Source organism: Nonomuraea sp. NPDC026600, from assembly GCF_040638335.1.
Taxonomy (GTDB): domain Bacteria; phylum Actinomycetota; class Actinomycetes; order Streptosporangiales; family Streptosporangiaceae; genus Nonomuraea.
On sequence record NZ_JBEZYD010000048.1, the window covers coordinates 13,401 to 39,289 of the forward strand.

At 69.4% G+C, this 25,889-nt stretch carries 20 protein-coding genes and 2 pseudogenes; 11 read left to right on the forward strand and 11 right to left on the reverse strand.

Annotated features, from left to right (window positions below):
* Nucleotides 1-42 precede the first annotated feature (42 nt).
* Together AB0F17_RS57595 and AB0F17_RS57600 are read left to right on the forward strand one after the other, a co-directional pair.
* Complete coding sequence (locus AB0F17_RS57595; RefSeq protein WP_358043096.1) at nt 43-618, forward strand: TetR/AcrR family transcriptional regulator; 576 nt, start codon at nt 43-45, stop codon at nt 616-618.
* Between the two features lie 69 nt (nt 619-687).
* Entirely contained in the window at nt 688-2,532 is a 1,845-nt protein-coding gene (locus AB0F17_RS57600; RefSeq protein ID WP_358043099.1) for an alpha/beta fold hydrolase, read from the forward strand.
* Nucleotides 2,533-2,561: 29 nt separating this feature from the next.
* Here the strand turns inward: AB0F17_RS57600 and AB0F17_RS57605 are convergent, their stop codons facing one another.
* The 3 genes from AB0F17_RS57605 to AB0F17_RS57615 form a co-directional block, all read right to left on the reverse strand.
* Nucleotides 2,562-2,687: a hypothetical protein gene (locus AB0F17_RS57605; protein ID WP_358043102.1), complete on the reverse strand. Its 126-nt coding sequence runs from the start codon at nt 2,685-2,687 to the stop codon at nt 2,562-2,564.
* A gap of 67 nt (nt 2,688-2,754) precedes the next feature.
* Nucleotides 2,755-7,326, reverse strand: a complete 4,572-nt coding sequence (locus AB0F17_RS57610; RefSeq protein WP_358043104.1) for a HEAT repeat domain-containing protein — start codon at nt 7,324-7,326, stop codon at nt 2,755-2,757.
* 326 nt (nt 7,327-7,652) lie between these two features.
* Complete coding sequence (locus tag AB0F17_RS57615) at nt 7,653-8,132, reverse strand: nitroreductase family deazaflavin-dependent oxidoreductase (RefSeq protein WP_358043106.1); 480 nt, start codon at nt 8,130-8,132, stop codon at nt 7,653-7,655.
* A gap of 187 nt (nt 8,133-8,319) precedes the next feature.
* On the opposite strand from AB0F17_RS57615, the gene AB0F17_RS57620 reads away from it, so the two are divergent.
* On the forward strand, nt 8,320-9,837 hold the full coding sequence (locus AB0F17_RS57620) for a serine hydrolase domain-containing protein (protein WP_358043109.1): 1,518 nt from the start codon (nt 8,320-8,322) through the stop codon (nt 9,835-9,837).
* Between the two features lie 125 nt (nt 9,838-9,962).
* On the forward strand, nt 9,963-10,748 hold the full coding sequence (locus AB0F17_RS57625; RefSeq protein ID WP_358043112.1) for a MerR family transcriptional regulator: 786 nt from the start codon (nt 9,963-9,965) through the stop codon (nt 10,746-10,748).
* 59 nt (nt 10,749-10,807) lie between these two features.
* Here the strand turns inward: AB0F17_RS57625 and AB0F17_RS57630 are convergent, their stop codons facing one another.
* Both AB0F17_RS57630 and AB0F17_RS57635 read right to left on the reverse strand, forming a co-directional pair.
* Nucleotides 10,808-11,212: a hypothetical protein gene (locus AB0F17_RS57630; RefSeq protein ID WP_358043115.1), complete on the reverse strand. Its 405-nt coding sequence runs from the start codon at nt 11,210-11,212 to the stop codon at nt 10,808-10,810.
* 95 nt (nt 11,213-11,307) lie between these two features.
* A complete protein-coding gene (locus AB0F17_RS57635; RefSeq protein ID WP_358043118.1) occupies nt 11,308-12,507 on the reverse strand; it encodes a cytochrome P450 in 1,200 nt (399 codons plus the stop codon).
* Nucleotides 12,508-12,687: 180 nt separating this feature from the next.
* Here AB0F17_RS57635 and AB0F17_RS57640 point away from each other — a divergent pair, with 180 nt between their 5' ends.
* Complete coding sequence (locus tag AB0F17_RS57640; RefSeq protein WP_358043121.1) at nt 12,688-15,840, forward strand: BTAD domain-containing putative transcriptional regulator; 3,153 nt, start codon at nt 12,688-12,690, stop codon at nt 15,838-15,840.
* Here AB0F17_RS57640 and AB0F17_RS57645 read toward each other — a convergent pair.
* Nucleotides 15,824-16,585: an ABC transporter permease gene (locus AB0F17_RS57645; protein ID WP_358043124.1), complete on the reverse strand. Its 762-nt coding sequence runs from the start codon at nt 16,583-16,585 to the stop codon at nt 15,824-15,826. The genes AB0F17_RS57640 and AB0F17_RS57645 overlap by 17 nt on opposite strands.
* Nucleotides 16,582-17,525: pseudogene (locus AB0F17_RS57650) on the reverse strand (ATP-binding cassette domain-containing protein). The gene AB0F17_RS57645 and the pseudogene AB0F17_RS57650 overlap by 4 nt, the downstream one beginning before the upstream one ends.
* A gap of 172 nt (nt 17,526-17,697) precedes the next feature.
* On the opposite strand from AB0F17_RS57650, the gene AB0F17_RS57655 reads away from it, so the two are divergent.
* Nucleotides 17,698-18,567 (forward strand): TIGR03619 family F420-dependent LLM class oxidoreductase, encoded by an 870-nt coding sequence (locus AB0F17_RS57655; RefSeq protein WP_358043127.1) that lies wholly within the window; start codon nt 17,698-17,700, stop codon nt 18,565-18,567.
* A gap of 163 nt (nt 18,568-18,730) precedes the next feature.
* Here the strand turns inward: AB0F17_RS57655 and AB0F17_RS57660 are convergent.
* Nucleotides 18,731-18,961 (reverse strand): annotated as a pseudogene (locus AB0F17_RS57660) (SDR family NAD(P)-dependent oxidoreductase); the annotation flags it as partial.
* A 35-nt stretch (nt 18,962-18,996) separates the two neighbouring features.
* Nucleotides 18,997-20,115: a cytochrome P450 gene (locus tag AB0F17_RS57665; protein ID WP_358043130.1), complete on the reverse strand. Its 1,119-nt coding sequence runs from the start codon at nt 20,113-20,115 to the stop codon at nt 18,997-18,999.
* 19 nt (nt 20,116-20,134) lie between these two features.
* Between AB0F17_RS57665 and AB0F17_RS57670 the strand changes: the two genes are divergently transcribed.
* Nucleotides 20,135-20,878, forward strand: coding sequence for a TetR/AcrR family transcriptional regulator (locus AB0F17_RS57670; RefSeq protein ID WP_358043132.1), 744 nt, complete (start codon nt 20,135-20,137; stop codon nt 20,876-20,878).
* A 119-nt stretch (nt 20,879-20,997) separates the two neighbouring features.
* On the opposite strand, the gene AB0F17_RS57675 is transcribed toward AB0F17_RS57670, so the two are convergent.
* The gene (locus AB0F17_RS57675) at nt 20,998-22,143 is read right to left on the reverse strand and encodes a YncE family protein (RefSeq protein WP_358043135.1); all 1,146 of its coding nucleotides are present in this window, start codon (nt 22,141-22,143) and stop codon (nt 20,998-21,000) included.
* 171 nt (nt 22,144-22,314) lie between these two features.
* Between AB0F17_RS57675 and AB0F17_RS57680 the strand changes: the two genes are divergently transcribed.
* From AB0F17_RS57680 to AB0F17_RS57695, 4 genes are all read left to right on the forward strand, one after another.
* On the forward strand, nt 22,315-22,917 hold the full coding sequence (locus AB0F17_RS57680; RefSeq protein ID WP_358043138.1) for a TetR/AcrR family transcriptional regulator: 603 nt from the start codon (nt 22,315-22,317) through the stop codon (nt 22,915-22,917).
* Between the two features lie 76 nt (nt 22,918-22,993).
* A complete protein-coding gene (locus AB0F17_RS57685) occupies nt 22,994-24,205 on the forward strand; it encodes a cytochrome P450 (RefSeq protein WP_358043142.1) in 1,212 nt (403 codons plus the stop codon).
* A 123-nt stretch (nt 24,206-24,328) separates the two neighbouring features.
* Nucleotides 24,329-24,985 carry a maleylpyruvate isomerase N-terminal domain-containing protein gene (locus AB0F17_RS57690; protein WP_358043145.1) on the forward strand — a complete coding sequence of 219 codons (657 nt, stop codon included), beginning with the start codon at nt 24,329-24,331 and terminating at the stop codon, nt 24,983-24,985.
* A gap of 81 nt (nt 24,986-25,066) precedes the next feature.
* Complete coding sequence (locus tag AB0F17_RS57695; RefSeq protein WP_358043148.1) at nt 25,067-25,654, forward strand: TetR family transcriptional regulator; 588 nt, start codon at nt 25,067-25,069, stop codon at nt 25,652-25,654.
* Here AB0F17_RS57695 and AB0F17_RS57700 read toward each other — a convergent pair.
* A complete protein-coding gene (locus AB0F17_RS57700; RefSeq protein WP_358043151.1) occupies nt 25,644-25,790 on the reverse strand; it encodes a hypothetical protein in 147 nt (48 codons plus the stop codon). The genes AB0F17_RS57695 and AB0F17_RS57700 overlap by 11 nt on opposite strands.
* Nucleotides 25,791-25,889 lie beyond the last annotated feature (99 nt).

A 25,889-nucleotide genomic window follows, 5' to 3' on the forward strand; every position in this document is an offset into this window, starting at 1 on the left:
TCGGATTGGACAAGTATATGCAGACCGGTCTATTTTCTGGGTGTGGCGATCAAAGGTGATGAGACGCGGGCGCGGCTGATCGAGGCGGCTCGGACGCTCGTGGAGGCGAAGGGCTATCACGGCACCGGGCTCAACGAGGTGCTCGCGGTCGCCGGTGCTCCTCGGGGCTCGCTTTATCACCACTTCCCCGGCGGCAAGGACCAGCTCGTCGGCGAGGCACTCGCCGCCGCGGGCCGGGAGGTCGACGGCATGGTCGGGGAGCTGGCCGCGACGGCGTCCACCTCTGGCGATCTCGTACTGGCCCTGCTGGACGGGCTGGCCGACCGGATGGTGGCGGCCGGCTACGCCAAGGGCTGCCCGGTGGCGACCGTCGCCCTGGAGGTCGCCGCGACCAACGACGACCTCCAGCCGATCTGCGGCGGCATCTACGCGGGCTGGCAGCGGGCGCTGGCCGATGCCCTCCGGGCCGACGGTCACGACGCGGAGGAGTCGGATGAGCTCGCGGCGACGGTGCTCGCCCTGATCGAAGGGGCGCTGGTGCTGGCTCGCGCCGGCCGCAGCCGGGTCCCCATCGAGCGGACCGGCCGCCGCATCGCCAAGCTGCTCGGCACCGGCTGACCGTAGCCGGGGTGCCGGGCGCCTTTTTTGGCCCACGGATTATGTAGATCGGTCTAGAGAGGGAAGCGAATGGAAGAGACTTCGCCGGACGCCGTGGTATTCGGCGCGAACGGCTTCATCGGCAGGTGGACGGTGCTGCACCTGCTGAAGCAGGGCCGGACGATCGCGGCCGTTCTTCGCGAACCGGCTCAGGGCCGCGCGGGCGAACTGCGCGCCTGGCTACAAGATCACGGCGTGGGAGCCGGGCGGCTCGCGGTCGTGGCCGGTGATCTCACGGCCGGTGCGGGCCTGGGGCTGAGCGCGGCCGACGACGAGCGGCTCGCCGGCGTACGGGATGTCTTCAACACCGCCGCCGTCTACCGGTTCGGGCTGCGGCGCGAGGAGGCCAGGACGGTCAACGTCGAAGGCGCCCTCAACGTGCTGCGCTGGGCCGCGACCCGGGCCGGCCTGCGCAGGCTGATCCACGTGTCGGGCTACCGGGTCGGGCTGGACCCGCAGGCGCGGTATCCGCTTCCGGAGGCCGAACTGGTGAAGCTCTACCGAGGCAAGGGGGCTTATGAGGGCTCCAAGACCGAGGGGGACGCGGCCGTACGGGTCGTCGCGGCGCAGTTGGGGGTCCCGCTGACCGTGGTGAATCCGAGCACCGTGATCGGCCACTCCACCACGGGCGAGGCCGGCCAGTACATCGGCCTGGCCGAACTGGTCCGCGACCTGTGGACGGGCCGGCTTCCGGCGCTGCCGGGCACCGCCCGTACGTTCGTGCCCGTGGTGCCCGTGGATCATTTCGCGAAGTTCATGGCCGCCATCCCCGAACACGACCCGGAGCCCGGCGGCCTGCACTGGGTGCTCGACGAGAACACCCCGGACCTGCCCGACCTGGTGCGCCTGCTCGGGCGCCACCTGGGCGTACCCGCGCCGAAGGCCCTCGTACCGGTGGCCCTGATCCGCCGCCTCCCCGCCGCCCTGACCGGAGCCAACCCCGAGACCTTGGCCTTCCTGACCGAGGACCGTTACGACACGGTCTCGGCCGAGAAGGTCGCCGAGGCCGCGCGGCTCCGGCAGCCGCCCGTCGAGACCGCGCTGCGCCGCTGGGCCGATCGGCTGGTGGCCGACAGGTTCGGGACGAATCCGGCCGGGCTTCCTGGCGGCTTCCACGACGTCGGCGGATCCCGGACCTATGTCGCCGGGGACAGGACCTCGCCCGGCTTCGTACTCCTGCACGGGCTTCCCCTCGATGGCGAGTCCTGGCAGGGCGTGCTCGGCGAACTGGACGAAGCACCCGCCCTCGTCGCCGACCTGCCGGGACTCGGCCGTTCGGCGCCCACGACGGCCACCCCGCTGGACTGGCTCACCGATCTACTGGCGCCCGTACGAACCCGGCCGGTCATCGTCGCCCACTCGGCGGCCGCCGCACCGGCGCTCCGCTACGCCGCCGCTCATCCTGATCGCATCTCGGCCCTGCTCCTCGTCTCGCCTTATTTCCTCCAGGAGGTGGCCCCCAGGTTGCTCCGCACACCGACGCTCGCCGCGCCACTCCTCAAGAGGATCTCCGCCGACCGGCTCGCGACCTCACTCCTCGGCGCGGGCGGCGTTTCCTCGGACGAAGCCCGTCGGGCCATCGCGAGCGCCGCCGCCCAACTGCACCGGCCCGGCGTCGCCCGCCGTACGGCCCAGTGGCTGCGGGCCGCGTACCACCCCGCCGAGCGCGCCGCCCTCCAAGCCCTGCTGGGCGGAACCGTCTCCGTCCCGGTCCACATCGTTGCCGGACAACTGGATCCGCTGGTCGGCGAGCCCGGCCCGGCCACCGTCACGACCGTCCCCGCCGCCGGGCACCATCCGCACCTCACTCACCCCTCCACCATCGCCGCGATCATGCGGCGCATGTCCGACGCATCGACCCGGAGCTCGCGGTAAGGGCCTGGTATCTGCCTGGGCGCGGCGCTTCAGGTCTTCGCCGAAGTGGGCGGCGAGGCGTGCGTGGCCATCGACAACAGCGGGATCGGCTTCTCCGCCGGGGTCAAGGTCGGCGTCGGGCTCGGCGTGGGCGCGAACGCCAACGTGTCGGTCAAGGGCTCCAGGGCCATCGGTGGGCTTCGGATTCGGGCCCAATGTCGGCAGATCGTGGGCGACCTCGGGTTACTGGTAGTTTTTGCGGCCCTCAGGGTGGACGGCGTGGACTCGGTCACCCTGAGGGCCGTCGGGTTCCAGGTCAGCGGTGATCGTGGTCGTGATCTTCTCTAGCACGGTGGTGTAGAGGTGCCGTTTGTCCGGGCGTGCCTTGCCGGCGGCGTGCCTGAGGGCGGGGATCGTCGGCGCGCCGAGGAGCACGAGCCCGTTGGAGGTGGCTTTTTGGACGGCGGGGTGGGCGTGCGTGAGCAGGTCGACCAGTGCGGGGATGGCCGGCTGCCACGCCGCGTGGCACAAGGTCTTGACCGCCGAGCGCACGATGTCGGGTTGCCGGTCGGCCAGCAGCAGCGAGGTCTGTTCCAGGTAGTCCACGTGGTTCATCACCTTGCGGGAGATCCGGTGGGCGTGCAGCCGGACTCTCGCCTCGGGATGGCCGAGCGACTCGGTGAGTAGTTCCTTGAGCTCGGGATCGCGATCCGCCGACTGGTCCGCGTCGTGTCGGCGCAGGGGAGCGGGGGCGTCGTCGTAACGCTCGGCGAGCAGGGTCAGCGCCCGGCGGATCTGCTCGGGGCCGCCGGTACGGGCCAGGCGGAGCAGTTCCGCCCGGGGCGGCTGTTGTTCCCGAGCGGCCGCTCGCGGGACACGGGTTCGGCTGCGAAGTGCCGAGAGAGCGGCGACGTCCTGCTGGGCCGCATGGGGAGGGCGTAGCGGCCCTTCCGCCAGCAGGATCCTGTCGGCCAGGTCGTCGTGTCCTTCTTCGCGTAGCCGCCGGCGCGCCCGCACCAACGAGGGGGTGGCCAGCAGCGCGACGCCGGAGATGAGATCGAACAGGCCCCAGGCTCCGGCTTCGAGACGGCCGGACAGGGTCTCGGCCAAGACGTCGGGGGCCACCTTCCGCAACGCCCGCTCGGCTGAGGCATGAAGGGCGGGTCCGCCATGTTCCCACCATGACAACAACAGGGGGATGAGTCGTTCCACGTCCGGCGGGGCCAGATGGGCGGCGACGCGGGCGATCCGTTCGCCGGCGCCGGAGTCATGGTCGCCCACCTCGCGTATTTCGGTCTCGCCCATGAGGGTCAGGGCCTGCGCGAGATCCGCGGTGACGGTGAGGTCGACCCGGCCGTGGAGGTAGGCACGCAGCACCGTGAGCCGGAACCGGGGTTCGGGCCAGCTCAGCAAGGCACCGGCCGCGGCTTCGCGTTTATCCTGCACGGGATCGTCCAGCATCTCCAGCAGGCGTTCGTACAGGACCTCTGAGCGGGGCCGGTCCCGATCTACATCGGCGGTTGACGTGGACCGGTGGGCGTCCTCCGTGATGGTCCACGATGGCGCGTCGAATGGCTGCAGCTCGATCATCCAGTCCAGCAGGACGTCGCGCACTTCCGTGTCGGCGGTCGGGAAGACGCCGATCAGAGCGTTGAGCCGGTCGCGTGAATCGGCTGGGCGTCCGTCGCGACCAGCACGGGCGCCGTGTCCGTGGGAGGCCTCGTCCGAGTCTTGGGGGTCGAGACCGTCTACGGGCCGGTCGGCGACGCGGAATCGCCGGAGGGTGCCGGGTGTGCGGGCGGCCGCGGCGAGGGCCTCCCGCCATCGGCGTACGGCGGGGCGCTCGTGCGCCTCAGCGGAGCCGCTCGATGAGGCGGCGGTGATCGGTCGCGGCAGCCCGAAGGCCTCCCGCAACACCTCCTGCTCAGCCAGCCACGGGTTCGCGCCCGCGCGGGCGGCGGCCAGTGCCCGCCCGAGATCGGTGCGGGTCAGCACCGCGCCGCATCGGCGCAGCAGCATCAGCGCGGACCGGCTCCCCGCGGCCTCCGGCGGCAGCGCGCGAATCCGCGCGGCGATGTCGAACGCATCTGTGGAAGACAGCCGCACGACCGTGTCTTCAAGCAGGGTGAGGAGACGGTCGCGGTGAGCATCGCCGATGTCGGCCAGCCCGGCGACCAGCGTCCGTACCGACCGGGCGAAGGTCTCCCTCTCGCCGGCTGTCCACGGCCGGGGGCACAGCCGCAGGGTGAACCGCAGGACTCGGCCGCGATCTTCTGGCCTTTCGGCGGCCAGTTCCAGCCAACGTGCCAGCATCGGCCGGAGCCGGGTCAGCCGTTCGGTGGATGGCTGGTCGGGGTCGCGCTCGTACCTTTCCGCAAGGCGCCGTGCGGTCTCGGTGTTCCAGCCGCGGCTCACCAAAGCGTCGAGCTCGGCGTCCGGCCGGGCTGCCGGCGGGGCGGCCGGCGGTGTGATGCCGTGGGCTGCCATCCGGTCCGCCAGTTCCGTAGCTGTACCCGAGCCAAGGGTGAGCCGGCCTGCGGCGACGAGCGAGAGCAAGGTCGCCCCGGCCGGTGACCCCTGGTCGGCCAGCGCGCCGACGGTACGGGCGGTCAGTGAGCCGTCGAGTCCGGCCAGTAGCAGGTCACGGGCACGGTTGTCGCCGGCGTGGTCGGTCGCGGCGACGACGGTGGCGGTGTAGGCGTCGCCGAGGATTGTCCGCAACGCCTCGATGAGCGCGGCACGCAGGCCCGGGTTGTCGTGCCGGCCGAGCCAGAACAGCAGCTTCGGCACGGCCACCGGGGCTCCGGCGTGGATCAGCGCGGTCGCGGCGGTCTTCTTGACGTTCATGTTGGGATGGTCGAGACAGGCCGCGATCGCCGCTGCGGCCCAGCACGCGCGCGCGTGCCCGAGCGCGAGCAGCGTCTGCCGTACGGTCTGTACGTCGGGGGCGGTGGTGAGCGGGATCAGACTTGCCGACAATGCCTGTGCGTCCTCGCCGTCGGCGTCGCGGGCGAGCAACGCGATGACGTGCTTGCGGACGTGGCGGTCACGGTGGCGTAGCAGCGGATGTACGCGTGACCGGATCGCGCGGTGAGAGGTCTGGAGAAGCAGGCTGAGCAGGATCATCTGCTCAGCCGCGATGAGCGCGGGGCGGTCCAGTAGATCGAGCGCGATGCTCGCGACGAGCGCGTCGCCGGCCTCCCGCGCGTCCGCGGCGTCCACAAGACAGCGCGGCCGGATCTTCCCCCTTGCGTAGAGGCGACCACCTAGGTCACCGATGGCCGTAACGACTTCCGGCGGCACCGCCGGTTCGCCGCTGCCGCCGGACGCGCCCGGCGCCCAGGAGGCCGCGAGGTCGGACACGACCCGCAGCAGCAGGTCGGCGATGGCGGGCACCATGCTGGAGCTGCCGTTGCGGGCCAGCGTGCACAGGGCGGCCACGGGCTCGTCGGGGTCCAGGCCTGCGCGGAGCAACGCCAGTTCCCGTTCGTCCGGGCCGCCGAGATCGGCGGCGATTCGACCAGGCAGATCCTGCGGGTCGAGCCGCACCAGGATCGACTGCCGCCGGTCGGGGTCCTCGGTGAGATGCCACAGCACTTCCAGGGCCCGGTGGCGAACCGGTCGCAGGTAGGACACCACCGTGCCGACACCGTTTCCGCCGTGTGGTCCGTCCAGGCCCAGCCCGTCTCGCAGCGCTTTGACCGTCCGGGCTCCGCCCACGGCTTCAAGAGCCTCCAGCGCCGCCGCCGGTGACCGGGGGAGCGCGGCGATGACGGCCTCCTCGGCGACCGTATGGCGCAACGCGCGGATCGCTAGCAGGAACGGTCGCGGATCCGGCGCGGTGCGCAGCAGATCAGTGACCTTCTCACCCACCGGTAGATCCCCGGTGCCCTGAGCGGCCAAGGCGACCAGGAGTTCCAGCCGCCGCGGCCAGTGCGGATCGTCCACGGCCGCCGTCGTCAGCTCTTGGAGCGTCTCGCGCCGGCACGTGAACAAGATGGTGGCGACCTCTCCCGCAGGGACCGAGTGGTCGGCGATGCCCAGACTCACGATCGCCGGCGCGTCGTCGCCTGCTGGGAAGTGCCCACGCCGGTGCAGGCCGCGCAGGCACCGGACGACCGGGCCGGCGAGCAAGAGCGGGTCGGTGGCGGCCAAGCCCACGAGGTCGCGGATGTCGTCGCGGCTCGCAAGGTCTCCGAGCAGTTCCAGCGCGCGCCGTCGCAGCACCGGGGGCCGGTTTCGATCGGCGGCCACGTCGCGGAGCACGTCCTGATGCCCGTGGTGGGCTGCGGCTTCGATCGCCGCGTCGGCCACTGCGGAGACGATGACGTCGGGCCCGGTCTCGAGGAGCCGGTACAGGTGCTCTGGTGGCAGCGGATCCAACGCGGCCCAGGGCTCTGACAGCTCACGCAGCGCTGCCGCGGCGAGGTCGGCCGCGGCAGCGTCCATGACGGGTTCGCCGGCGATCGATCCGGCGAGCCCCACCACGAGCGTCCGGGCTCGTGCCGGTGCCAGCAAGCCGGCGTGCACGGCCTCGCGAGTAACCCGCAGAGCCTCCGCCCGCAACACCGGATCGAGCCGGTCCGACAACTCCCGGGCAAGACTCTCCGGCTCGTCCACGTCAGCCGCGCCGATCCCACGGACGGCCTGGTAGAGCAGTTCGCCCACAGGCTCGTCCCGCAGGGTCTCGGGCCGGTCAGCGATCTCGGCGCTCAGCCAGGCGATTTGGACCCGGGCCGGCAGATCCGCCGCGCGCCACTCCGGCCAGGGCCGGGGCCGGACGTAGGCCCGCAGCCGACGGTAGAGGTGCGCCAAGACCAGCGCCGCCTCCGGCGGACCAGCCGGCGAGCCCGGCAACGACGCCGCGAATCCGGCCAGCTCGGAACGGTCTTCATCCCGTCTCGCTTCAAGGCGTTCGGCCAGGCATACGAGGCCCAGTCCCCGAAGTCGTGGATCCTCATGCCGGACAAGAAGCCGCAGGATGGCCGGCGGACACCCCAACGGATCAAGACTGGCTGACAGCCGCTCCGTATCAGCGCGGCGTATGGCGGTAAGGACCGCATCGTCGGCCGACGTCACGCGCAATCAACCCCATCCGGGCCATCAACCACGACCTCCACGCCCCAGCCCTCGAACGACGGTCAGTGCTCCTCGGCCGCCGGCTCCAGAACGAAGACCGGGATCTCCCGGTCCGTCTTCTTCTGGTAGTCGGCATAGTCCGGGTACGCCTCGACGGCTCGAGCCCACCACGCCGTCTTCTCGTCCCCGGTCACCTCGCGGGCCAGCATGTCCTGACGCACCGGGCCGTCCTGAAGCTCCACCCGAGGGTCGGCCACCACGTTGTAGTACCAGACCGGGTGCTTGGGGGCCCCTCCCAAGGAGGCGACCACGACGTAGGAGCCGTCGTGCTCCACCCGCATGAGCGGAGACTTGCGGATCTTGCCGCTCTTCGCGCCCAGGGTGGTCAGGATGACGACAGGCATGTCCCGCCGCCTCACGTCCTCCGAACCGACCAGGCTCCTCAGCGTCGTTCCTTCCGTACCACCGGAGCTTTCGTACAGCTCCACCTGGTCACGTACCAACTGCGCCGTGCTCGGCTCGTACTCGCCTTTGAGTGGCATGTTGCCCGTCTCCATGCTGTCGACGAATCTTCGTTCCGCGCAACCACAAAGCCGACGCGATCATTCCCGGTGCGATTGACCGCGTGTGAGCCAGATCACGGTTGAGGTTGACCTTGGGTCAGGGTGGAAGCTCGTCGCAGCGGCACGACGCCGACCGGACATAACAGATTTAACGGAGCAGACAACCATGTCCATCACCCTTTCCGACCAGGACAAGAGCACCCTGCGGACCGCCGCGTACGGCGCCGTGTCGCTGATGGCCGCCGCCACCGGCTCGCCCCACAAGGCCGCCACGAATGCCGCCATCGCCCTGACGTCGGCGACCGGTCTGGTCGGGCACGTGCTCGCCGCGAAGGCCAAGGACATCGATCTGAAGGGCAAGACCGTCGCCGAACTCGCCGACCGGGTGCTGCCGGCCCTGGCCACAGCCATGAAGCTGCTCGGCGAGCAGGCTCCGGCAGAAGCCGACAACTTCCGCAGGACCATCCTCCTCGCCATCGACGCCGCCCAGGTCCACCCGGACAAGCCCAGCACCACCGCGGCCGAGATGGCCCGCAAGATCACCGCCGCCCTCGACGCCGCCGGGGCGGCTGCTGCCGGGCAGGATCGCCCGGAGCTGCAGAAGGCCATCCAGGAGATCGTCGATTCCGGTTTCACCGGGGTGTCGCTGCGCGTGCACGATGAGCGGGGCGAGTGGGCCGGCAGCGCCGGGGCGGCGGAGCTGGGCGGGGCCGCGAAGCCGCCGACGAATGGGTATGTCCGGATCGGCAGCAACACCAAGACCTTCACCGCGACCGTGGTGCTGCAACTGGTGGCCGAGGGCAAGATCGAGCTGGACACCCCGGCGGCGGACTACCTGCCCGAGTTCGGGCTGGACCGGCGGATCACGGTGCGGATGCTGTTGCAGCACACCAGCGGGGTGTTCAACTTCAGCGGCGAGGTCTACGACGACGGGACGGTCGTGCGGGGGATTCCCATCCCCTACAGCACCACGGGCAAAGAGTGGCTGGACAACCGGTTCAAGATCTACCGGCCGCAGGAGCTGGTGGAGCTGGCGTTGTCCAAGCCGGCGCGGTTCGAGCCGGGGACGGGCTGGAGCTACTCCAACACCAACTACGTGCTGGCCAGGCTGCTGATCGAGAAGGTCACCGGCCGCTCGCTCGGCGAGGAGATGCAGCGGCTGATCCTGGGCCCGCTCGGACTGTCGGACACCGTCGTCCCGGACGCCTCACCGGAGATCCCCGAGCCGCACGCCCACGCCTATTACCGCTACGAGCAGACAACGGTCGACGTCACCCGCCAGAACCCCTCCTGGATCTCCACCGGCGGCGACATGATCTCGACCACCCAGGACCTCCACACCTTCATCTCCGCGCTGGTCGGCGGCAAGCTCCTACCGGCCCCGCTGCTGACCGAGATGTGCACCCCACACCCGACCGGCATCCCGAACATGGACTACGGCCTGGGAGTGTTCGTGGTGAACACAGACGGCGGCGGCACCCTCATCTCCCACAACGGCGCCGCCGTGGGCCACGCGGCGCTGATGTACAGCACGCCCGACGGCAGTAAGACCCTGACCGCCGCGCTGAACTGCGTGGACGACGCCGACCTGTCCATCGCAACGGCATTCCAGAACGCCCAGCAAAAGCTCGTCAACGAGGTGTTCCGCGGTGGGCAGGCCGACCCGGCTCAGCCGGCGAACTGAGCACCTGTGACCCGTACGCCTCGAGGGGCGACCCCTTCCGGTCGTGCGTCAGGCCACGCCGAGCTCAACGGGCTCGGCTGTGGTGTGCGTAGCCGCCGAGCTCGAGCACAGGGCAGGCTGAGCAGATGAGAAACGGAGTCACGATCGGGCAGGCGGCGGTGTTCGTCGGCGTCACCGTGAAGACGGTGCGGCACTACCACAAGCTCGGCCTGGTCAAGGAGCCGGAACGCGACAGCTCCGGCTACCGGCGGTACGGATCGGCCGAGCTGTTGCGGCTGGTCAAGGTCCGGACGCTGGCCGCCGCCGGGGTGCCGCTGGCCGAGATCGGGCCCCTGCTCGACGCCGATGCCGCGCTGTTCGCCGCCGCGCTCGCCGACGTCGAGCGGCAGCTCAACGAACGGATCGAGGAGTTGATCGCGCGGCGTGACACGCTGCATCGGCTCGCCGATGGTGACCGGGCTCTGCTGCCCGACCGCGCTGTGGCGCTGCTGGAGCGGATGCTCGGCCGCGGATTCCCCGCGGACGAGGTGGCAGCCACCAGGGAGGGCTGGGTGCTGGCCAAGGCCCTGGTCCCAGAAGGCTTCGACGACTACCTCACCCATTTCGAGCACGCCCTCGAGGACACCCGGCTCGTCGCCTTGACCAAACGCGCAGCCAAAGCCGTCGCCTGGGAACCGGACGACCCCCGCATCGCCGAGCTCGCCACCGCCGCGGCCGACCACTACCTCGCCAACCCCGCACTGCTGAAGACCGTGACCGGCCTGCAAGCCCGCACCGAGGCCGCGACCCGGTACACGCTGATCGCCCACCACGGCGAAGAGCTGACGCCGGCCGCGGCGCGGCTGGCCGCGCTCTTCGAGACCAGGCTCCGCGCCGCCGGCATCCATATCCCCAGACCGGACTCCCACTGACCGCGCCGTGCTCCGGTACTCACCCGCCTGCCAGAACACCTGCGCAGGTCGACATCCCATCAAGCGGCGTCGAGGGCTTCGGTGATCTTGCGGGCCATCTCGGCCATGGCGGGGCTGGGCTCGCCCTGGTGGGTGCGGGCGGCTGCGTCGATGGCGACGGTGACGGTGCTGTGGAAGTTGTCGGCCTCTGCCGGATCCTGCTGCTTGAGCAGGATCATGGCCGCCGTCAGGGCCGGCAGCACCTGGTCGGCGAGTTCGGCCACGGACTTGCCGTACTTCACGCCCTTGGGGCCCTTGGTGAGCACGTGCCCGACCAGGCCGGTCGCGGAGGTCAAGGCGATGGAGCCGTGAGTGGCGACCTTGTGGGCCGAGCCGGCGGCACCAGCGGCGGACATCAGCGAGACGGCGCCCCACGCGGCGATCCGCAGGGTGAGCTTGTCCTGGTCGACAAGGGTGATGGACATGGTGGCGTACTCCTTCGAATCCGGAACTCAAGGGAACGAACATCGCCCGCAGGCGAGTGACCACAGCCGCGGGCGAGCGCGTCATTGGCCGGCGGTCAGACGTCCCAGGTGACGGGGAGGCTTTTGACGCCGTAGATGTCGGCGGTCTCCGGGCGCAGGGCGATCTCCTCAGCCGGTACGGCCAAGCGCAGCGTGGGGAAGCGGTTGATCAGCGCGCTGAAGGCGGCCCGCATCTCGACGCGGGCCAGTTGCTGCCCCAGGCATTGGTGGATGCCGTGGCCGAAGGCCAGGTGCCCGCCGTCTTGCCTGCGCAGGTCGAGCACGTGGGGGTCGGTGAAGCGCTCGGGGTCGCGGTTGGCGGTGTTGAGAGACAGGATGACCGTCGTGCCGGCCTCGATGGTGTGGCCGCCCAGTTCGACGTCCTCCAGTGCGACCCTCACGAACTGCTTGGCGACGCTCAGATACCGCATCAGCTCTTCGACGGCGTTGTCGGTGAGTGTGGGGTCGGCGCGCAGCGCGGCCAGTTGTGCCGGGGTGCGCAGCAGGGCGAAGGTGCCCAGCGCCAGCATGTTCGCGGTGGTGTCGAGTCCGGCCGCCAGCAGGATCAGGGCGACGCCTCTGAGCTCCTCGTTGGTGAGGTCACTGTCGGTGAGGTCGCTGAGCACGTCGTCGGTTGGGTTGGCGCGCTTGGCGGCCACCAGCTCCGCGAGGTACTGCTGGGTCGCCATGTAGGCCGCGATCAGTTCCTCGTCGCTGACCTCCCCGCTGAGGAACTTGTCGATATGCCCTTGGAAGGAGCCCCGGTCCTCGTACGGCACGCCCAGCAGCTCGCAGATCACGATGGCGGGGATGGGCTTGGCGAACGCGGTCACCAGGTCCGCCGACGGCCCGGCCTTCTCCATCGCGTCCAGGTGCTCGGCGGTGATCTGCTCGACGCGCTCGGTGAGCAGCCGCATCCGGCGTACGGTGAACTTGCCCACCAGCGGTTTGCGGTAGCGGCTGTGCTGTGGCTCGTCCATGAGGAGGAACTCACCGGGCGGCGCCGGCGGGACCTCGATGTCGCCGTAGTCGATGGTCGGGTGGTGGCTCATGAGCTCCTTGCGGGAGCTGAACCGTGGGTCGGCCAGGATCGACCGGACCAGGTCGTAGCCGGTGACCAGCCAACCCTGGTGTCCGTCAGGGAAGGGGTAGCGGCTGATCGGGCCGTGTTCGCGGGCGTCGATCAGCTCCTTGGGCGGGTCGAAGGGACAGCCGGGCTGACGCGCGGTCGGCAGCGTGGTGACGGTGTGTTCCATGGCAGCCACCATCGCCGACCGCGCTGATATCGGACCGTTGCCGTGCTGACACGGCCGCTGACACGACACCGCATCCCGCTGGTCACGCAGACGTGTTGAGCCCGGACATGAAGCACGAAGTGCGGCACATGCCCGCACGAGGCAGGCAACCGGTTCGGGACGTCGCCACAGTTCGGCACAATGACTGATGTGCGAGTTGAACTGCTTGGTCCGTTCGAGGTCCGGAACCGTGATGGGGCCGTGGTGGAGGTTCCTGGGATTCGGCTGCGCGCGCTGCTGGCAGCACTCGCCCTCGAACCTGGCCGGATCGTCACGCGTGCGAGGCTGGTGGACTGGATCTGGGGGCAACAGCCGCCCGCGGACGAAGCGAATGCCTTGCAGGCGTTGGTGTCCAGGCTGCGCAAGGTGTTGCCGGACGGTGTGATCGAGGCGGATTCCGGCGGGTACCGGCTGGCCGTGGCTCCTGATGCCGTGGACGTGTCCCGGTTCGAGCGCCTGGTCGGTCAGGCCCGTGCCGCCGAGCCGGCGGCGCGGGCGGATCTGCTGCGCTCGGCCTTGGCATTGTGGCGAGGTACGGCCATGGCGGACATCGCGCTGCAAGGCAGCGATCTGTTCGACGCCGCGGTCGCGCGTCTGGACGAACTCCACGTCGCCGCGCTCGGGGATCGAGTGGATGTGGACATTCGCCTCGGTCGCGGCTCGGAGCTGGTCTCCGAGCTGACCGAGCTGGTTGCCACGTATCCGCTGCGGGAGGGGTTCGTGGCGGCGTTGATGCGAGCGCTCGCCGAGGCGGGGCGGGGGAACGAGGCGTTGACCGTTTACCAGCGGACGCGCGAGCGGCTCGCTGAGGAGCTGGGCGCCGATCCATCGGCCGAGCTCTCCGCGCTGCACACCGCGTTGCTGCGGGGCGAGCTGGGCGAGCGGGCGGACAACCGCAGGACGAACCTGCGCGCCGAGCTGACGAGTTTCGTCGGCAAGGACGATGACATCTCCGCGGTCGCCGTTGTGGCCATCGGGCACCGGCTGGTCACCATGACGGGCGCGGGTGGCTCCGGCAAGACAAGGCTGGCCACGGAGACCGCCCGGACGATGCTCGCCGAGCTGCCGGATGGGGCGTGGCTGGTCGAACTGGCCTCGGTACAGGCGGGCGGTGAGCTGGCGCAGGCCGCCCTTACCGCGATCGGCCTGCGTGACCAGGCATTGCTCGGTGATGCGCGGGGTGGGGAACCGATGGATCGGCTCATCGCCGCGCTCCGGGAGCGCGCGGCCCTGCTGATCCTGGACAACTGCGAGCACGTGATCGAGGCGGCCGCCGCTTTCGCGGATCGGCTTCTGGGAGAGTGCCGCAGGCTGCGGATTCTGGCCACGAGCAGAGAACCGCTCGGCATCACCGGAGAGGTGCTGTGGCAGGTCGAGCCACTCGCGCTGCCCGCGAAGGAAGCGGACCCCTCCGAGATCGGATCCTCGCCCGCGGTGCGGCTGCTGCGGGACCGCGCGGGTCTGGTGCGCAAGGACATCGGCTCCGACGCGCACACCTTGTCGGCCATGGCGCGGATCTGCCGGGCGCTCGACGGGGTGCCGCTGGCGATCGAACTGGCCGCGGCACGGCTGCGCACCATGTCCGTCGATCAGCTGGCGCATCGGCTCGATGACCGATTCCGGCTGTTGACCAGCGGCAGCCGTACGGCGCTCTCCCGGCACAAGACGCTGCGCGCGGTGGTGGACTGGAGCTGGGATCTTTTGTCCGAGGCCGAACGCGGCGTGCTGCGGCGGCTCTCGGTGTTCTCCGGCGGGGTGAGCCTGGAGGCGGCCGAACGGGTGTGCGGGGACGAGGCATTCGCGGGGGAGCAGGTGCTCGACCTGCTGACCGCGTTGATCGAGAAGTCGCTGCTGCTCGCCGACGGCGAGGGCACGCCGCGCTACCGGATGCTCAACACCATCAGGGAGTACGCGGCGCAGCGGCTCGCCGAAGCCGGGGAAATCGACCTGACGCGCCGGGCGCACCTTGCCTACTTCACCGAACTGGCCGAGACGGCCGAGCCGCACCTGCGCCGGGCCGAGCAGCTGGAATGGCTGTCCACGCTCAAGGCCGAGCACGACAACATCGGTACGGCCCTGCGCGGGGCGATCGCCGAGGGATGGGCCCAGGAGGCGATGCGGCTGGTCGGGGCCGTGGGCTGGTACTGGTATCTCAGTGGGCACCGGGCCGAGGGCACCGAGTTGAGCATCGCGGCGGCCTCGCTGCACGGTGAGGTGCCCGATGAGGTGCGGGCGATGGCGTACACCATCGTGACGGTGTTCCTGACCTCCGGGCCCGGCCGCGATCAGTATCAGGCACAGGAATGGATCCACGAGGCGCACCGGTTCACCCAGCACGGCGGGTATCGCCACCCCATGCTCGCGTTCGTCGAGCTGTGGGAGCGGATGCTGCGGGAGCCGACGGATTTCATGCCCGCGCTCGAACCGCTCATCGCCGACAACGATCCCTGGGTGCGCGCGCAGGCCAGGATCACTCGCGGCCGATTCCGGCTCACGCTCGGCGGCGACGAAACTGACGTGGACATCGACGCCGAGATCGCCCTTGCCGAGTTCCGCACGCTGGGTGACCGGATGGGAATCTCGTTGTCGCTGACCTTCCTGGCCGATCGGCTCGCCATGCGCGGCGAGTTCGTACGCGCGTGTGAGCACTTCGAAGAGGCAGCTGTGGCGCTGACCGAGGTCGGCGCGACCGAGGATGTGATCGGCGTGCGGGCGCGGCAGGCTCAGCTGTACTGGCTGCTCGGCGATGAACGATCCAGCACGTCCGCCATGGCCGAAGCGCAGCGGTGCGCGGACGGGATCACCTGGCCGGACACGCTTGCCGAGCTGGAGCTTTCGAAGGCGCATCTGGCGCGCTGGCGCGGCGAGCCGGACAAGGCGCATCAGCACCTGGACATGATGCGGTCGATGCTGGGCAACGAGGAACTCAGTGCCTTGGCCCGCGCCCAGACCATGGACCTGTACGCCTACCTCACCGAGGATCTCGAGAAGGCCCGCGCGCATCGGAACGAGGCGTTCCGCGCGGCCGTGGAGACGACGTATCCGCCGCTGATCGCCGCGATGTTGATCGGGATCGCGGATCTCGCGCTGCGCCAGGGACAGTACGAACAGGCCGTGCGATTGCTCGCGGCCAGCGACGGCGTACGCGGTACGCCGGATCATTCGCAGCCGGACGTTTCCAGGATCACCGCGGACGCACGGAATCGCCTCGGTGAAACCGTGTTCACCGAGGCGACCCGTGCTGGTGAGCAGCGGGATTGGCGTGAGCTGGCCGAGATCACCCTCGCTTCGTGAACGTCGAGCGCGCCCACAGGTAGCCGATCAACGTGATCCCCACACACCAGGCGATCGCCGTGATGGCCGAGCCCGTCGATGGCGCGCCGGTCAGCAGCCCGCGCAGGGTTTCGATGATCGAGGTGAACGGCTGGTACTCGGCGAACTGCCGCGCACCCGCCCCCATCTTGTCGGCCGGCACGAACGCGCTGCTCAGGAAGGGAAGGAGCATCAGCGGGACACCGATGAGGCCCGCGCTTTCCACCGACTTCGCCGCGAGGCCGAACGCGATGGTCAGCCAGCCGATCGCCAGTACCGCCAACGCGACGATGCCGATCACGCCTAGCCACTCCGTGAAACTCGCCGACGGCCGGAATCCCATCAGGAACGAGACCCCGATGATGAGCGCGATGGCCACCAGGCTCCGGAGCATGGACGCGATCACGTGCGCGTTCAGCACCGCGCCCCGGGACACCTGCATGACGCGAAGCCGGTTGATGAATCCGGTTGTCATATCGGAATTCACGGCGATCGCGGTGGGGCTGATCCCATAACAGATGGTGGTAATGATCAACCCTGGCGTCGCGTAATCGGCATAGTTGACGCCGACGTTGAACGCGTCGCCGAGTATGTAGACCATCAGGAACATCAGAACGAGCGGCATGATGATGCCGTTGAACAGTGCCAGCGGATTGCGCATCGTGTGCCGGAAGTTGCGCCGCAGCATGGTCGCGGAATCGGCCAGGGAAGCTGAGATGCCGTTCATCGTGCGTTGATCTCCTTGCGCGCATGCCCGGTAAGGGCGAGGAAGACGTCATCCAGGTCCGGTGTATGCACCGACAGTTCCTCGGCTTCGATGGAATGCGCATCGAGCCGATCGAGCAGCGCGCGCAGCGACCGCACCCCGCCGTCGCCGGGCACCCGCAAGGTCAGCTCTTCGGTGTCCCTTGTGGACTCGTGCAGGACCCGTGCCGCGGCGTCGAGTGCGTACTGATCGGTGAACCGTAGCCGGACATGGCTGCCGGAATCCGGCGCTTGAGCTCGTCGGCGGTGCCCTCGGCGACCAGTCGGCCCTGATCGAGTACGGCGATACGGTCGGCGAGTTGGTCGGCCTCCTCGAGATACTGGGTGGTGAGGAAGATGGTCGTACCGTCGGCGACCAGTTCCCGGATGATCTCCCACATGGTGCGGCGGCTGCGCGGATCGAGTCCCGTCGTGGGCTCGTCCAGGAAAATGATCTGCGGCTTGCCGACCAGTGTCATGGCAAGGTCCAGCTTGCGGCGCATGCCGCCGGAGTAGGACGCCGCCAGTTTGCCCGCCGCTTCGACCAGCTCGAACCGGTCGAGCAGCCGGTCGGCGATTCGTTTGCCCTCTGCCTTGGGCAGGTGCAGGAGATCCGCCATCAGCAGCAGGTTCTCCTCGCCGGTGAGCAGGTCGTCCACCGAAGCGAACTGCCCGGTGACCCCGATCGCCGCGCGTACCGCCTTGGTTTCCGTGGCCACGTCGTGCCCGGCGACGACCGCCTTCCCGGCGTCGGGGGTCAGCAGCGTGGTCAACACGTTCACCGTCGTGGTCTTCCCGGCGCCGTTGGGCCCGAGCAGGGCGAAGACCGTGCCGGTCCGGACGTCCAGGTCGATGCCGTCGAGCACGATCTTGTCTTTGTAGGCCTTTCGCAACCCCGAGGCCGCAATGGCTGAACCGTTCATGGCAGCCACGATCGCCGACCGCCCTGATACCGGGCCGTTGCCGTGCTGACACGGCCGCTGACACGAGATCGCCGCCGGCCGAGTTGCCTTGACGCTGGTGGCAACGTTCTAGCGTGGCTGCGACACGTGGGTGTCGCATGCCGCTCGCGCATGGCCAATTGGAGGAATGACGATGAAGTTCGGGATCAGCTATAACTCGGCCTACTACGGCGTTGACCCCGAGAGGATCACGGCCTATGCCCGGCATGCCGAGGACTGCGGCTTCGACTCGCTTTACCTGCCGGAGCACATCGCGCTCTATCCCGGCGCCGCGGTCGGGCCCTTCGAGCTCCCGCCGTCACTGCCTTACGGCGATCCGCTCGATTGCCTGAGCTTCGTCGCCGCGGCCACGGAGCGGATCCTGCTCGGAACGGGGGTACTGCTGCTGCCGTACCACCATCCGGTGGTTCTCGCCAAGCGCCTGGCGACCATCGACGTGCTGTCCAAGGGGCGGATGCGGCTGCTGACCGTGGGGCTCGGCTCCCTGCCGGGCGAGGCTCGGGCGGTGGGGGTCGACTTCAGCACCCGCGGCCGTCGTACCGATGAGGCGATCGACATCATGCGACTGCTCTGGGCCGGTGGCGAAGAGGGCGTCAGCTTCGCCGGGGAGTTCTTCGCCTTCGACGACCTGTGCCAGTTCCCCAAGCCCTACGGGGTCACCCACCTGCCGATCCACGTCGGCGGATCGAGCCGGGCGGCCGCCCGCCGCGCCGGACGCCGCGGCGACGGCTACTTCCCCGGCGGCGCGCTCGATCTGAACGAGCGCGCCATCCAGCTGGACCTCGCCCGCTCGACCGCCGTCGAGGCCGGCCGCAGCCCGGAGGCGCTGGAGTACACCCGATGGGGGTCGATCGACATGCCCGTCGAACAGGTCGAGACACTCGCCGCACAAGGCGTGACCCGCATCGTCGTGAACCCCAGCGCCCCCGAACCGGACCAGCAGCGCGATGAGATGTCCGCGTTCGCCGAGCGATTCGCCCTCCGCTTGGGCAGTCCGGCTTGAACCCGCTGGGTCTCCGCGAGAGGTTCAGCCCTACTCGGAGCTCTGCGCCAGGACAGAGACCAACAGCGTGATCCCGGCGGTTCCGGCCAGAGCGTCGCAGCGCCTCGGCCGTGGCCGGTCCGGCCGCCGACGTGCCCACCACGAGGACCGACTGCTCGCTCACGACTGCTCCTCGAGCATGATCGCGGCTGCGGGGCAGATCGGCGACGTCCACCGCGGCGGCCGTGGCCTTCCCGCCCAATCGGCCGATCTCCGCTGCCGCCTCTTGGGCTCCGTCACCGTTGAGGTCGAACAGTGCGACACGGTGCCCGAGGGCGGCCAGCCGGTGGGAGATGCCGAGTCCCATTCCCGATGCGGCGCCGGTGACCACGGCCACGCGATTGGTGTCCACCATGACTGGTTTCTCCTTCGGTTGGGTGTAGCGAGAGCTCAGGCCCAGGTGATGGGCAGGGAGTGGACACCGAAGATGAGCATGTCGTTGCGCAGCGGGACGTCCTCGGCGGGCACGGCCAGCCGCAGGTTCGGCAGCCGGGTGATCAGCTCGGTGAACCCGATGCGCATCTCGATGCGGGCCAGCTGCTGGCCCAGGCATCCGTGGATGCCGTGACCGAAGGCAAGGTGCGGGCCACGGGGGCGCTGCACGTCGAGCTTGTCGGGCTCGGGGAAGAGCCGGGGGTCACGGTTGACCTCGGGGACGCCGATCACAACGGTGGCGCCGGCGGGGATGTCCACGCCGCCGACGGTGATGTTCTCGGTGGCGACCCGGGTGACTCCGAGCTGGACGATGCTCAGGTAACGCAGCAACTCCTCGATGGTGCCGTCGATCAGCGTCGGGTCGGCGCGCAGCGCCGCGAGCTGCCGGGGATTCTCGAGCAACGCGAAGGTGCCCAGCGCGAGCATGTTCGCGGTCGTCTCGTGGCCAGCGCCGAGCAGGACCAGGGCCATGTCGATGAGCTGGGCGTCGCTCAGCGGCGGGTCGGCGTCGTGGACCAGGCCGGAGAGCAGGTCGTCGGTCGGGTTCGCACGCTTCTCGGCCACCAGTCGGCACACGAACCCGTACAGGGCGGCACCGGCCTTCGCCCGGTCCTCGGCGCTGGCGGTGACGTTGAGCGAAATCTCGGTGTTCACTTGGAACTCGGCGCGGTCGGCGTAGTCCACTCCGAGCAGTTCGCTGATCATCAGTGACGGGATGGGCAGCGCGTAGGCGGGTACGAGGTCGGCCTCGGTACCGGCCGCCTTCATGGCCTCGATGTGCTCGACCGCGACCTCGGTCAGCCGCGACTCCAGGGCCTTCATCCGTTTCACGGAGAACTGGCCGGTCAGCAGTCGCCGCAGCCGGGTGTGCTCCGGCGGGTCCATGAACACGAATATCCCATCAGATCGGCTCCCGGCCGGGGCCGCCGAGACCGACGCCTCGCCGCGACCGGCCGCAGTGGCCAGCTCGGCGACCCCGTCCGGTTGGAGCTGGGTGGCCACCTTGTGGCGGAATCGGTCGGAGCTGAACCGCACATCCCCCAACACCTCCCGGGCCTCCTCGAACCCGGTCACCAGGAACGCCTGAGCACCGTTGAGTAGAGGCAGCGGCTGCACCGCGCCGCCGCCACGACGCATCGGGCGGCGCGAGCGCAAGAAACTGGCGACCACCGCCGCCATCCGCAACGCGGCACTGACCCTGGCCCTCCGCGACGGCGTCGACAACGTCACCATCGAGCAGATCGCCGACGAAGCCGACATCCATCTGCGCACCTTCTTCAACCACTTCTCCAGCAAAGAGGAAGCCATGATGGCCACAGCGGCCATCGGAGCCGAGGCGCTGGTCGAGGAATACCGCAACCGACCACACACCGAATCGGTACTCCAAGCCCTGCGTGAAGCGGTACTCGTCGTCATGGACCAGAGCCACGCGACCAGCCACGAGCACATCGAAGCACTGCGGCTCGTCCGAGGGACACCGTCGCTATTGCCTCAGCAACTGGCTGTACTTGCCGCCCAAGAGAAGGCGCTCGCCGAAGCCATCACCGAACGCGTCGGCCTCGGCGTCCCGCCGCCTGGCACCCCGACACCAGAGCCCAGCGACGAGCCTGCGAAGCCGAGCCCTGTGTATCCGGCCGTGTGCGCCGCAGCAGCCCTCGCGACCCTGCGTGTCGCCATCGATCACTGGCTCGACCGCACCACCCCAAGAACCCCCGCCACACAGGTCGTCGACGGTCTCCGCGCCGACATCGACCAGGCCATCGCCACACTCGCCACAGGGCTGGACTGGCCCACACCGCCGGCAATCGACCAGCACCCAGGCAGTCCGCGCGCCTAGCACGGCCGCATTCAGTGATCTCGGAGGCGTCGCCGCCGGTAGCGGCATCGACGGGCACGGGTTTGCTGGCGTAACCGCCAGCGGTCTGGCGGGCGAGCGTGACTGCTGACGGCGGCAGGTCATCGGAACACGCCGGTGTGACCGAGGGAGTAGCGTCCGGGCTGCGGGAAGAAGCACAGGCCGTGCGGCCCCTGGCCGACTTTGATCTTGTGGAGTAGTCTGCCGGTTTCGGTGGAGAAGACGTAGACGACCCCGTGATACCTCCCGGAGAGCCAGAGCTGTTTGCCGTCCGCCGACACCCCGCCCATGTCGGGTGAGCCGCCGCCCGGGATCCGCCACCGATCGACCACCTCGCGGCGGGCGAACGAGACGACGGACACTGTCCCCTCGCCCCGGTTGGAGACGTAGAGCACTCGCGCGTTCCTACTGACGTACAGGCCGTGCGCGCCCTTGCCGGTGCGCAGGAAGCCCACTCGCCGGACGGTGGCGGCGTCGATGATCCACACGCCGCCCGCCATCATGTCGGCCACGTAGAAGCGGCGGCCGTCGGGCGAGAGCTTGACGTCCTGCGGCATGTTCCCCGACCCCACACCGATCACCTTCTTAACGCGGGGGCGCTTCCAGTCGATCGCCACGAGCTGGCCGGAGAACTCGCAGCTGGCCAGGAAGACGGAGCCGTCGGCGGTGAAGTCGCCGTGGTTGACGCCTCTGCACGGCAGGTCGAGGGAGCGGATCAGGCGCATCGTGTGCGGGTCGCGGAAGTCGAGGCGGTTGTTGCGTTCGGCCATGACCAGCGCGTACGAGCCGTCGGGGGTGAAGTACAGGTTGTACGGATCGTCCACGGGCACCGGTTTGCCGGGGCGGCCCGTCACCGGGTTGATGGGGGTGAGCCGGTTGCCCTGGTTCTCGTTGACCCACAGCGTCTTCAGGTCCCAGGAGGGCACGACGTGCTGGGGCAGGGCGCCGACCTGGTAGCGGTGCACGACGCGGAAGGTCCGCGGGTTGATGACGTCCACCGTGTTCGACTCGCTGTTGGGGACGTACACGCGAGGGGTCAGGTTCTCCACCCGCGGGCTCAGCATTCCTGGCTTGTCATGGGCGTACACGTTGATTCTGCGGGCGAGAGCCTGCGCGTGCTTTCGTGGAGCGGACTTCAGCGGCGGCGCGGACTCGATGGTCGCCACCATGGGCGCGGGCGGCGGACCGCAGGAGACCACGGTGATGGCGGTCGCAACCAGCATGCTCATCATCCGCGGCAGTCGCATGCGCGACAGCCTAGGAAGGCGTGCGGCAACGCCTGTTTCAACAAGGGTCAAGGTCGCGTTCGCACCGGGCAAAGGGATGGCAAAGCGAAGGACTTGACCTAGCGCTCGTTCAAGCATATATATCGAAAGGCAAACATATGTAGCCGTCCCGATATCCGATCGGAGCCCCAGGTGGCGCGTACCCAGGATCAGCGGCGAGCCGAGACCCGGGCCCGGCTGATCGACGCGGCGGCGGACCTGTTCGCCCGCAAGGGGTTCCACGCGGTGTCCGCCGAGGCGGTGGCCGATGTGGCCGATCGCACCACCGGCGCGCTGTACAACCACTTCGGTGGCAAGGAAGGGCTGCTGCTCGCGCTGCTGGAGGTGTGGAAGGACCAGACCGCGGCCGAGTTGCTCGCCGGGTTCGAGGAGATCACCGAGCTCGACGACCGGCTGGCCGCGCTGTTCGAAGCGCTGACCCGTACGGACGAGGATCGCGGTGCGTCATGGCTCCTGCTCGAACTGGAGCTGTGGCTGCACGGCGCGCGTGATCCCGCCATCGCCGAGCCGCTGGCGCGGCGCTACGCCGACATCCGGGCCCGGCTCGCCGGAGGGCTGTCCGACTGGGCCGAGACGGCGGGGGTGCCGCTTCGCCGATCACCGGAACGGACGGCGACAGCCGTGCTCGGGGTGCTGATCGGCTGCGCGGTGCAGCACCGGCTCGATCCCTCGGCGGTCGAGGAGCGGGCCGTCGTCGAAAGCCTGCGCGACCTGCTCGGCCTGCCCGACCCCTGAATCCCTCGGGTGGCCCGGACCACCCGGAGCCGCTCGGACTGCTCGACTCCTAGATCATCGCGCCGAAAGGGAGCCCATGCGGATCAACCTGCTCGAAGACACGTGGGAACGCGAAGTCCCGCACGACCAGTTCGCCTACCTGCGCCAGAACGCGCCCGTCCACTGGCACGACGTCCCCGACGACACCGGCTTCTGGGCTGTCACGAAATATCATGATGTGAGGGCGATCAGCAGGGATGTGCATACCTGGTCGACCGAGATCGGGACCGCGTTCATCCGTACGCAGACACCGGAGTTCATCGAGATCGCCAGCATGACGCTCCTGAACATGGACCCGCCCAAGCAGACCCGCTACCGCCGGCTGGTGAGCGCGGGGTTCACGCCCAGGACGATCGGCCGGCTGCGCGGGACCGTACAGCGGCGCGCCGAGAAGATCGCGAACGACGCGCGGGACCGGAACGGCGAGGTCGAGTTCGTCACCGACGTGGCCGAGTACCTGCCGCTGCAGATGATCTGCGACCTCCTCGGCGTCCCCGAGGAGGACCACCACCTGATCTTCGAGTGGTCGAACCGCATGGTCGGCTTCCAGGATCCCGACTTCCGCACCACGCCCGAGGACGGCGAGAACGCCGCGGCCGAGATCTTCGCCTACTGCGACGGCCTGGTCGACGACCGCCGGCGCAACCCGCGTGACGACATCCTCACCGCCCTCGTCCAGGCGGAGGTCGAGGGCGACCGGCTGACCAGGGACGAGATCGACTCCTTCTTCGTGATCCTGTGCGTCGCCGGGAACGAGACCACCCGCAACCTCATCGCCCACGCCATGAACGCCCTCATCACCCACCCGGACAGCTATCGCGCCCTGGCCGCCGGCCTCGACGACGAGGATCTGTGGCGCAGCGCCACCGAGGAGTTCCTGCGCTGGGGCTCCTCGATCCACAACTTCCGGCGTACGGCCACGCGCGACACCGAACTCCGCGGCCAGAAGATCGCCGAGGGGGAGAAGGTGGTCACGTTCTACATGTCCGCCAACCACGACGAGGACATCTTCACCGACCCGTACACCTTCGACATCCGCCGCAATCCCAACGACCACATGACGTTCGGCGGCGGCGGCCCGCACTTCTGCCTGGGCGCCAACCTGGCGCGGCTGCAGATCACCTGCATGATCAGGGAGCTGCTGCGTCGTTTCCCTGAGGCGGAGCACGCGGGGCCGGTCAAGCGGATGCGGTCAGATTTCATCAACGGGATCAAGCACATGCCGGTGCGCTTCTCCATGCCGAGCTGACAGTCGACGGCCAGGAGCGGCAGCACACGGGCCACCCGTCTGGGAGCACCTGACCCGAGCCTGCGCGCACCGACCGTCCAAATGCGCTTGTTCGCCATCACGGCACCGCACTACCGTGCCGATGTGGATCTTTTCGCTCGCGCTTGGACGGCGTTGCGCACGGCGGTCGCCGAGCTCCCGGACGAGGACTTCGCCCGGCCGTCCGGCTGTGCCGGCTGGCTCGTGCGGGACCTGGTGTGCCATCTGGTCATCGACGCTCAGGACGTCCTGATCACCCTCGTGACCCCCGCCGGAACGGAGCCGACCCGCGACGCGGTGACCTACTGGGATATCGCCACGACGCCACCGACCGGCGACGACCCGCTCGACGCGCTGATCGTCCGGCTGGCCGCCGCGTACGAGGAGCCTCGGCTGCTCAAGTTCCACCTCGACGACGTCGGCTCGGCCGCCGGCCGCGCCGCCGAACTCGCCGACCCGGGCCTCCGGGTCGGCACCCGCGACGAGGTCCTCACCGCGGGCGACTACCTCTCCGCGTACGTCCTGGAATGGACGCTGCACCACCTCGACCTGATCGCGCACCTCCCGGACGCGGCGGAACCGCCCGCCGAGGGGCTCGCCCGGTCCCGCGAGATGCTGGAGAAGATCGCCGGGACCGCGTTCCCCGCGACGTTCGCCGACAAGGACGCGCTGCTGGTCGGCACCGGACGGCGTGCCCCGACCGACGCGGAGAAGGCCGAACTGGGCGAGCTGGCCGCAAAACTCCCGCTCGTCCTTGGGTGATCGCCGGATTTCTGAAGTAACTATGAAAAGCAAGTGACTATTGATTCATTGCAGCTTCGATATCTGGACTACAGTGGCGGCATGACACGCGGAGGACTGCGGGAACGCAAGAAGGCCCAGACACGCAAGCGGCTGGCCGACACGGCCTTCGCGATGTTCCGCGAGCGCGGCTTCGACGCGGTGACCGTGGCCGAGATCGCCGACGCGTGCGACATCGCGGTCAGCACGCTGTTCGCCTACTTCCCCAGCAAGGAATCGCTGGTCTTCGACCAGGAGGCCGCGCACGAACAGCGACTGGGCTCCGTGGTGCGCGACCGTCCGGCAGAAGCGACGATCCTGGACGCGCTGGAGACCTATCTCGCCGCGCCCGAGCCGCGCCAGACCGGCGAACCCTCCCGCGAGGAGTTCCTGAACCTGGTCCACGCCACCCCCGCGCTGCGCGACCACTTCATGCGCATGCAACGCAACTGGGAGACCACTCTCGCCCAGGCCATCGCCGAGGAAGCCGGCCTGTCCGACGACGACCTCCAGGCTCGCGCGCTGGCCCGCTTCGCCCTGGACGTCGGCGCCCTCGCCGAGGAGAGCCCCGATCCCGCCCACACGCTGCGCATCCTGTTCGCCCGGCTGCGCAACGGCTGGGCCGATGTGGACCGCACTCCTACCCGCTGACCAGTCCGGGCTGGGCTCGGCGGATGCGGTCGTTGAGGGTGCGCCGCACGCTGTCGACGTCACCGGTGAAGTTCTCCGACAGGTTGTCCATCAGCTCCGCGCAGGCCTGAGCGGCGGCCGCCGACCGGGGCAGCATGGCCTCTTCGTAGGCGGCGGTGGCCCGGTCGAGGTCGGCATGGGTGGCGATGGCCGTGGCCAGGTCGCTGCCGTCGATCAGGGCGAGGTTGGCGCCGAT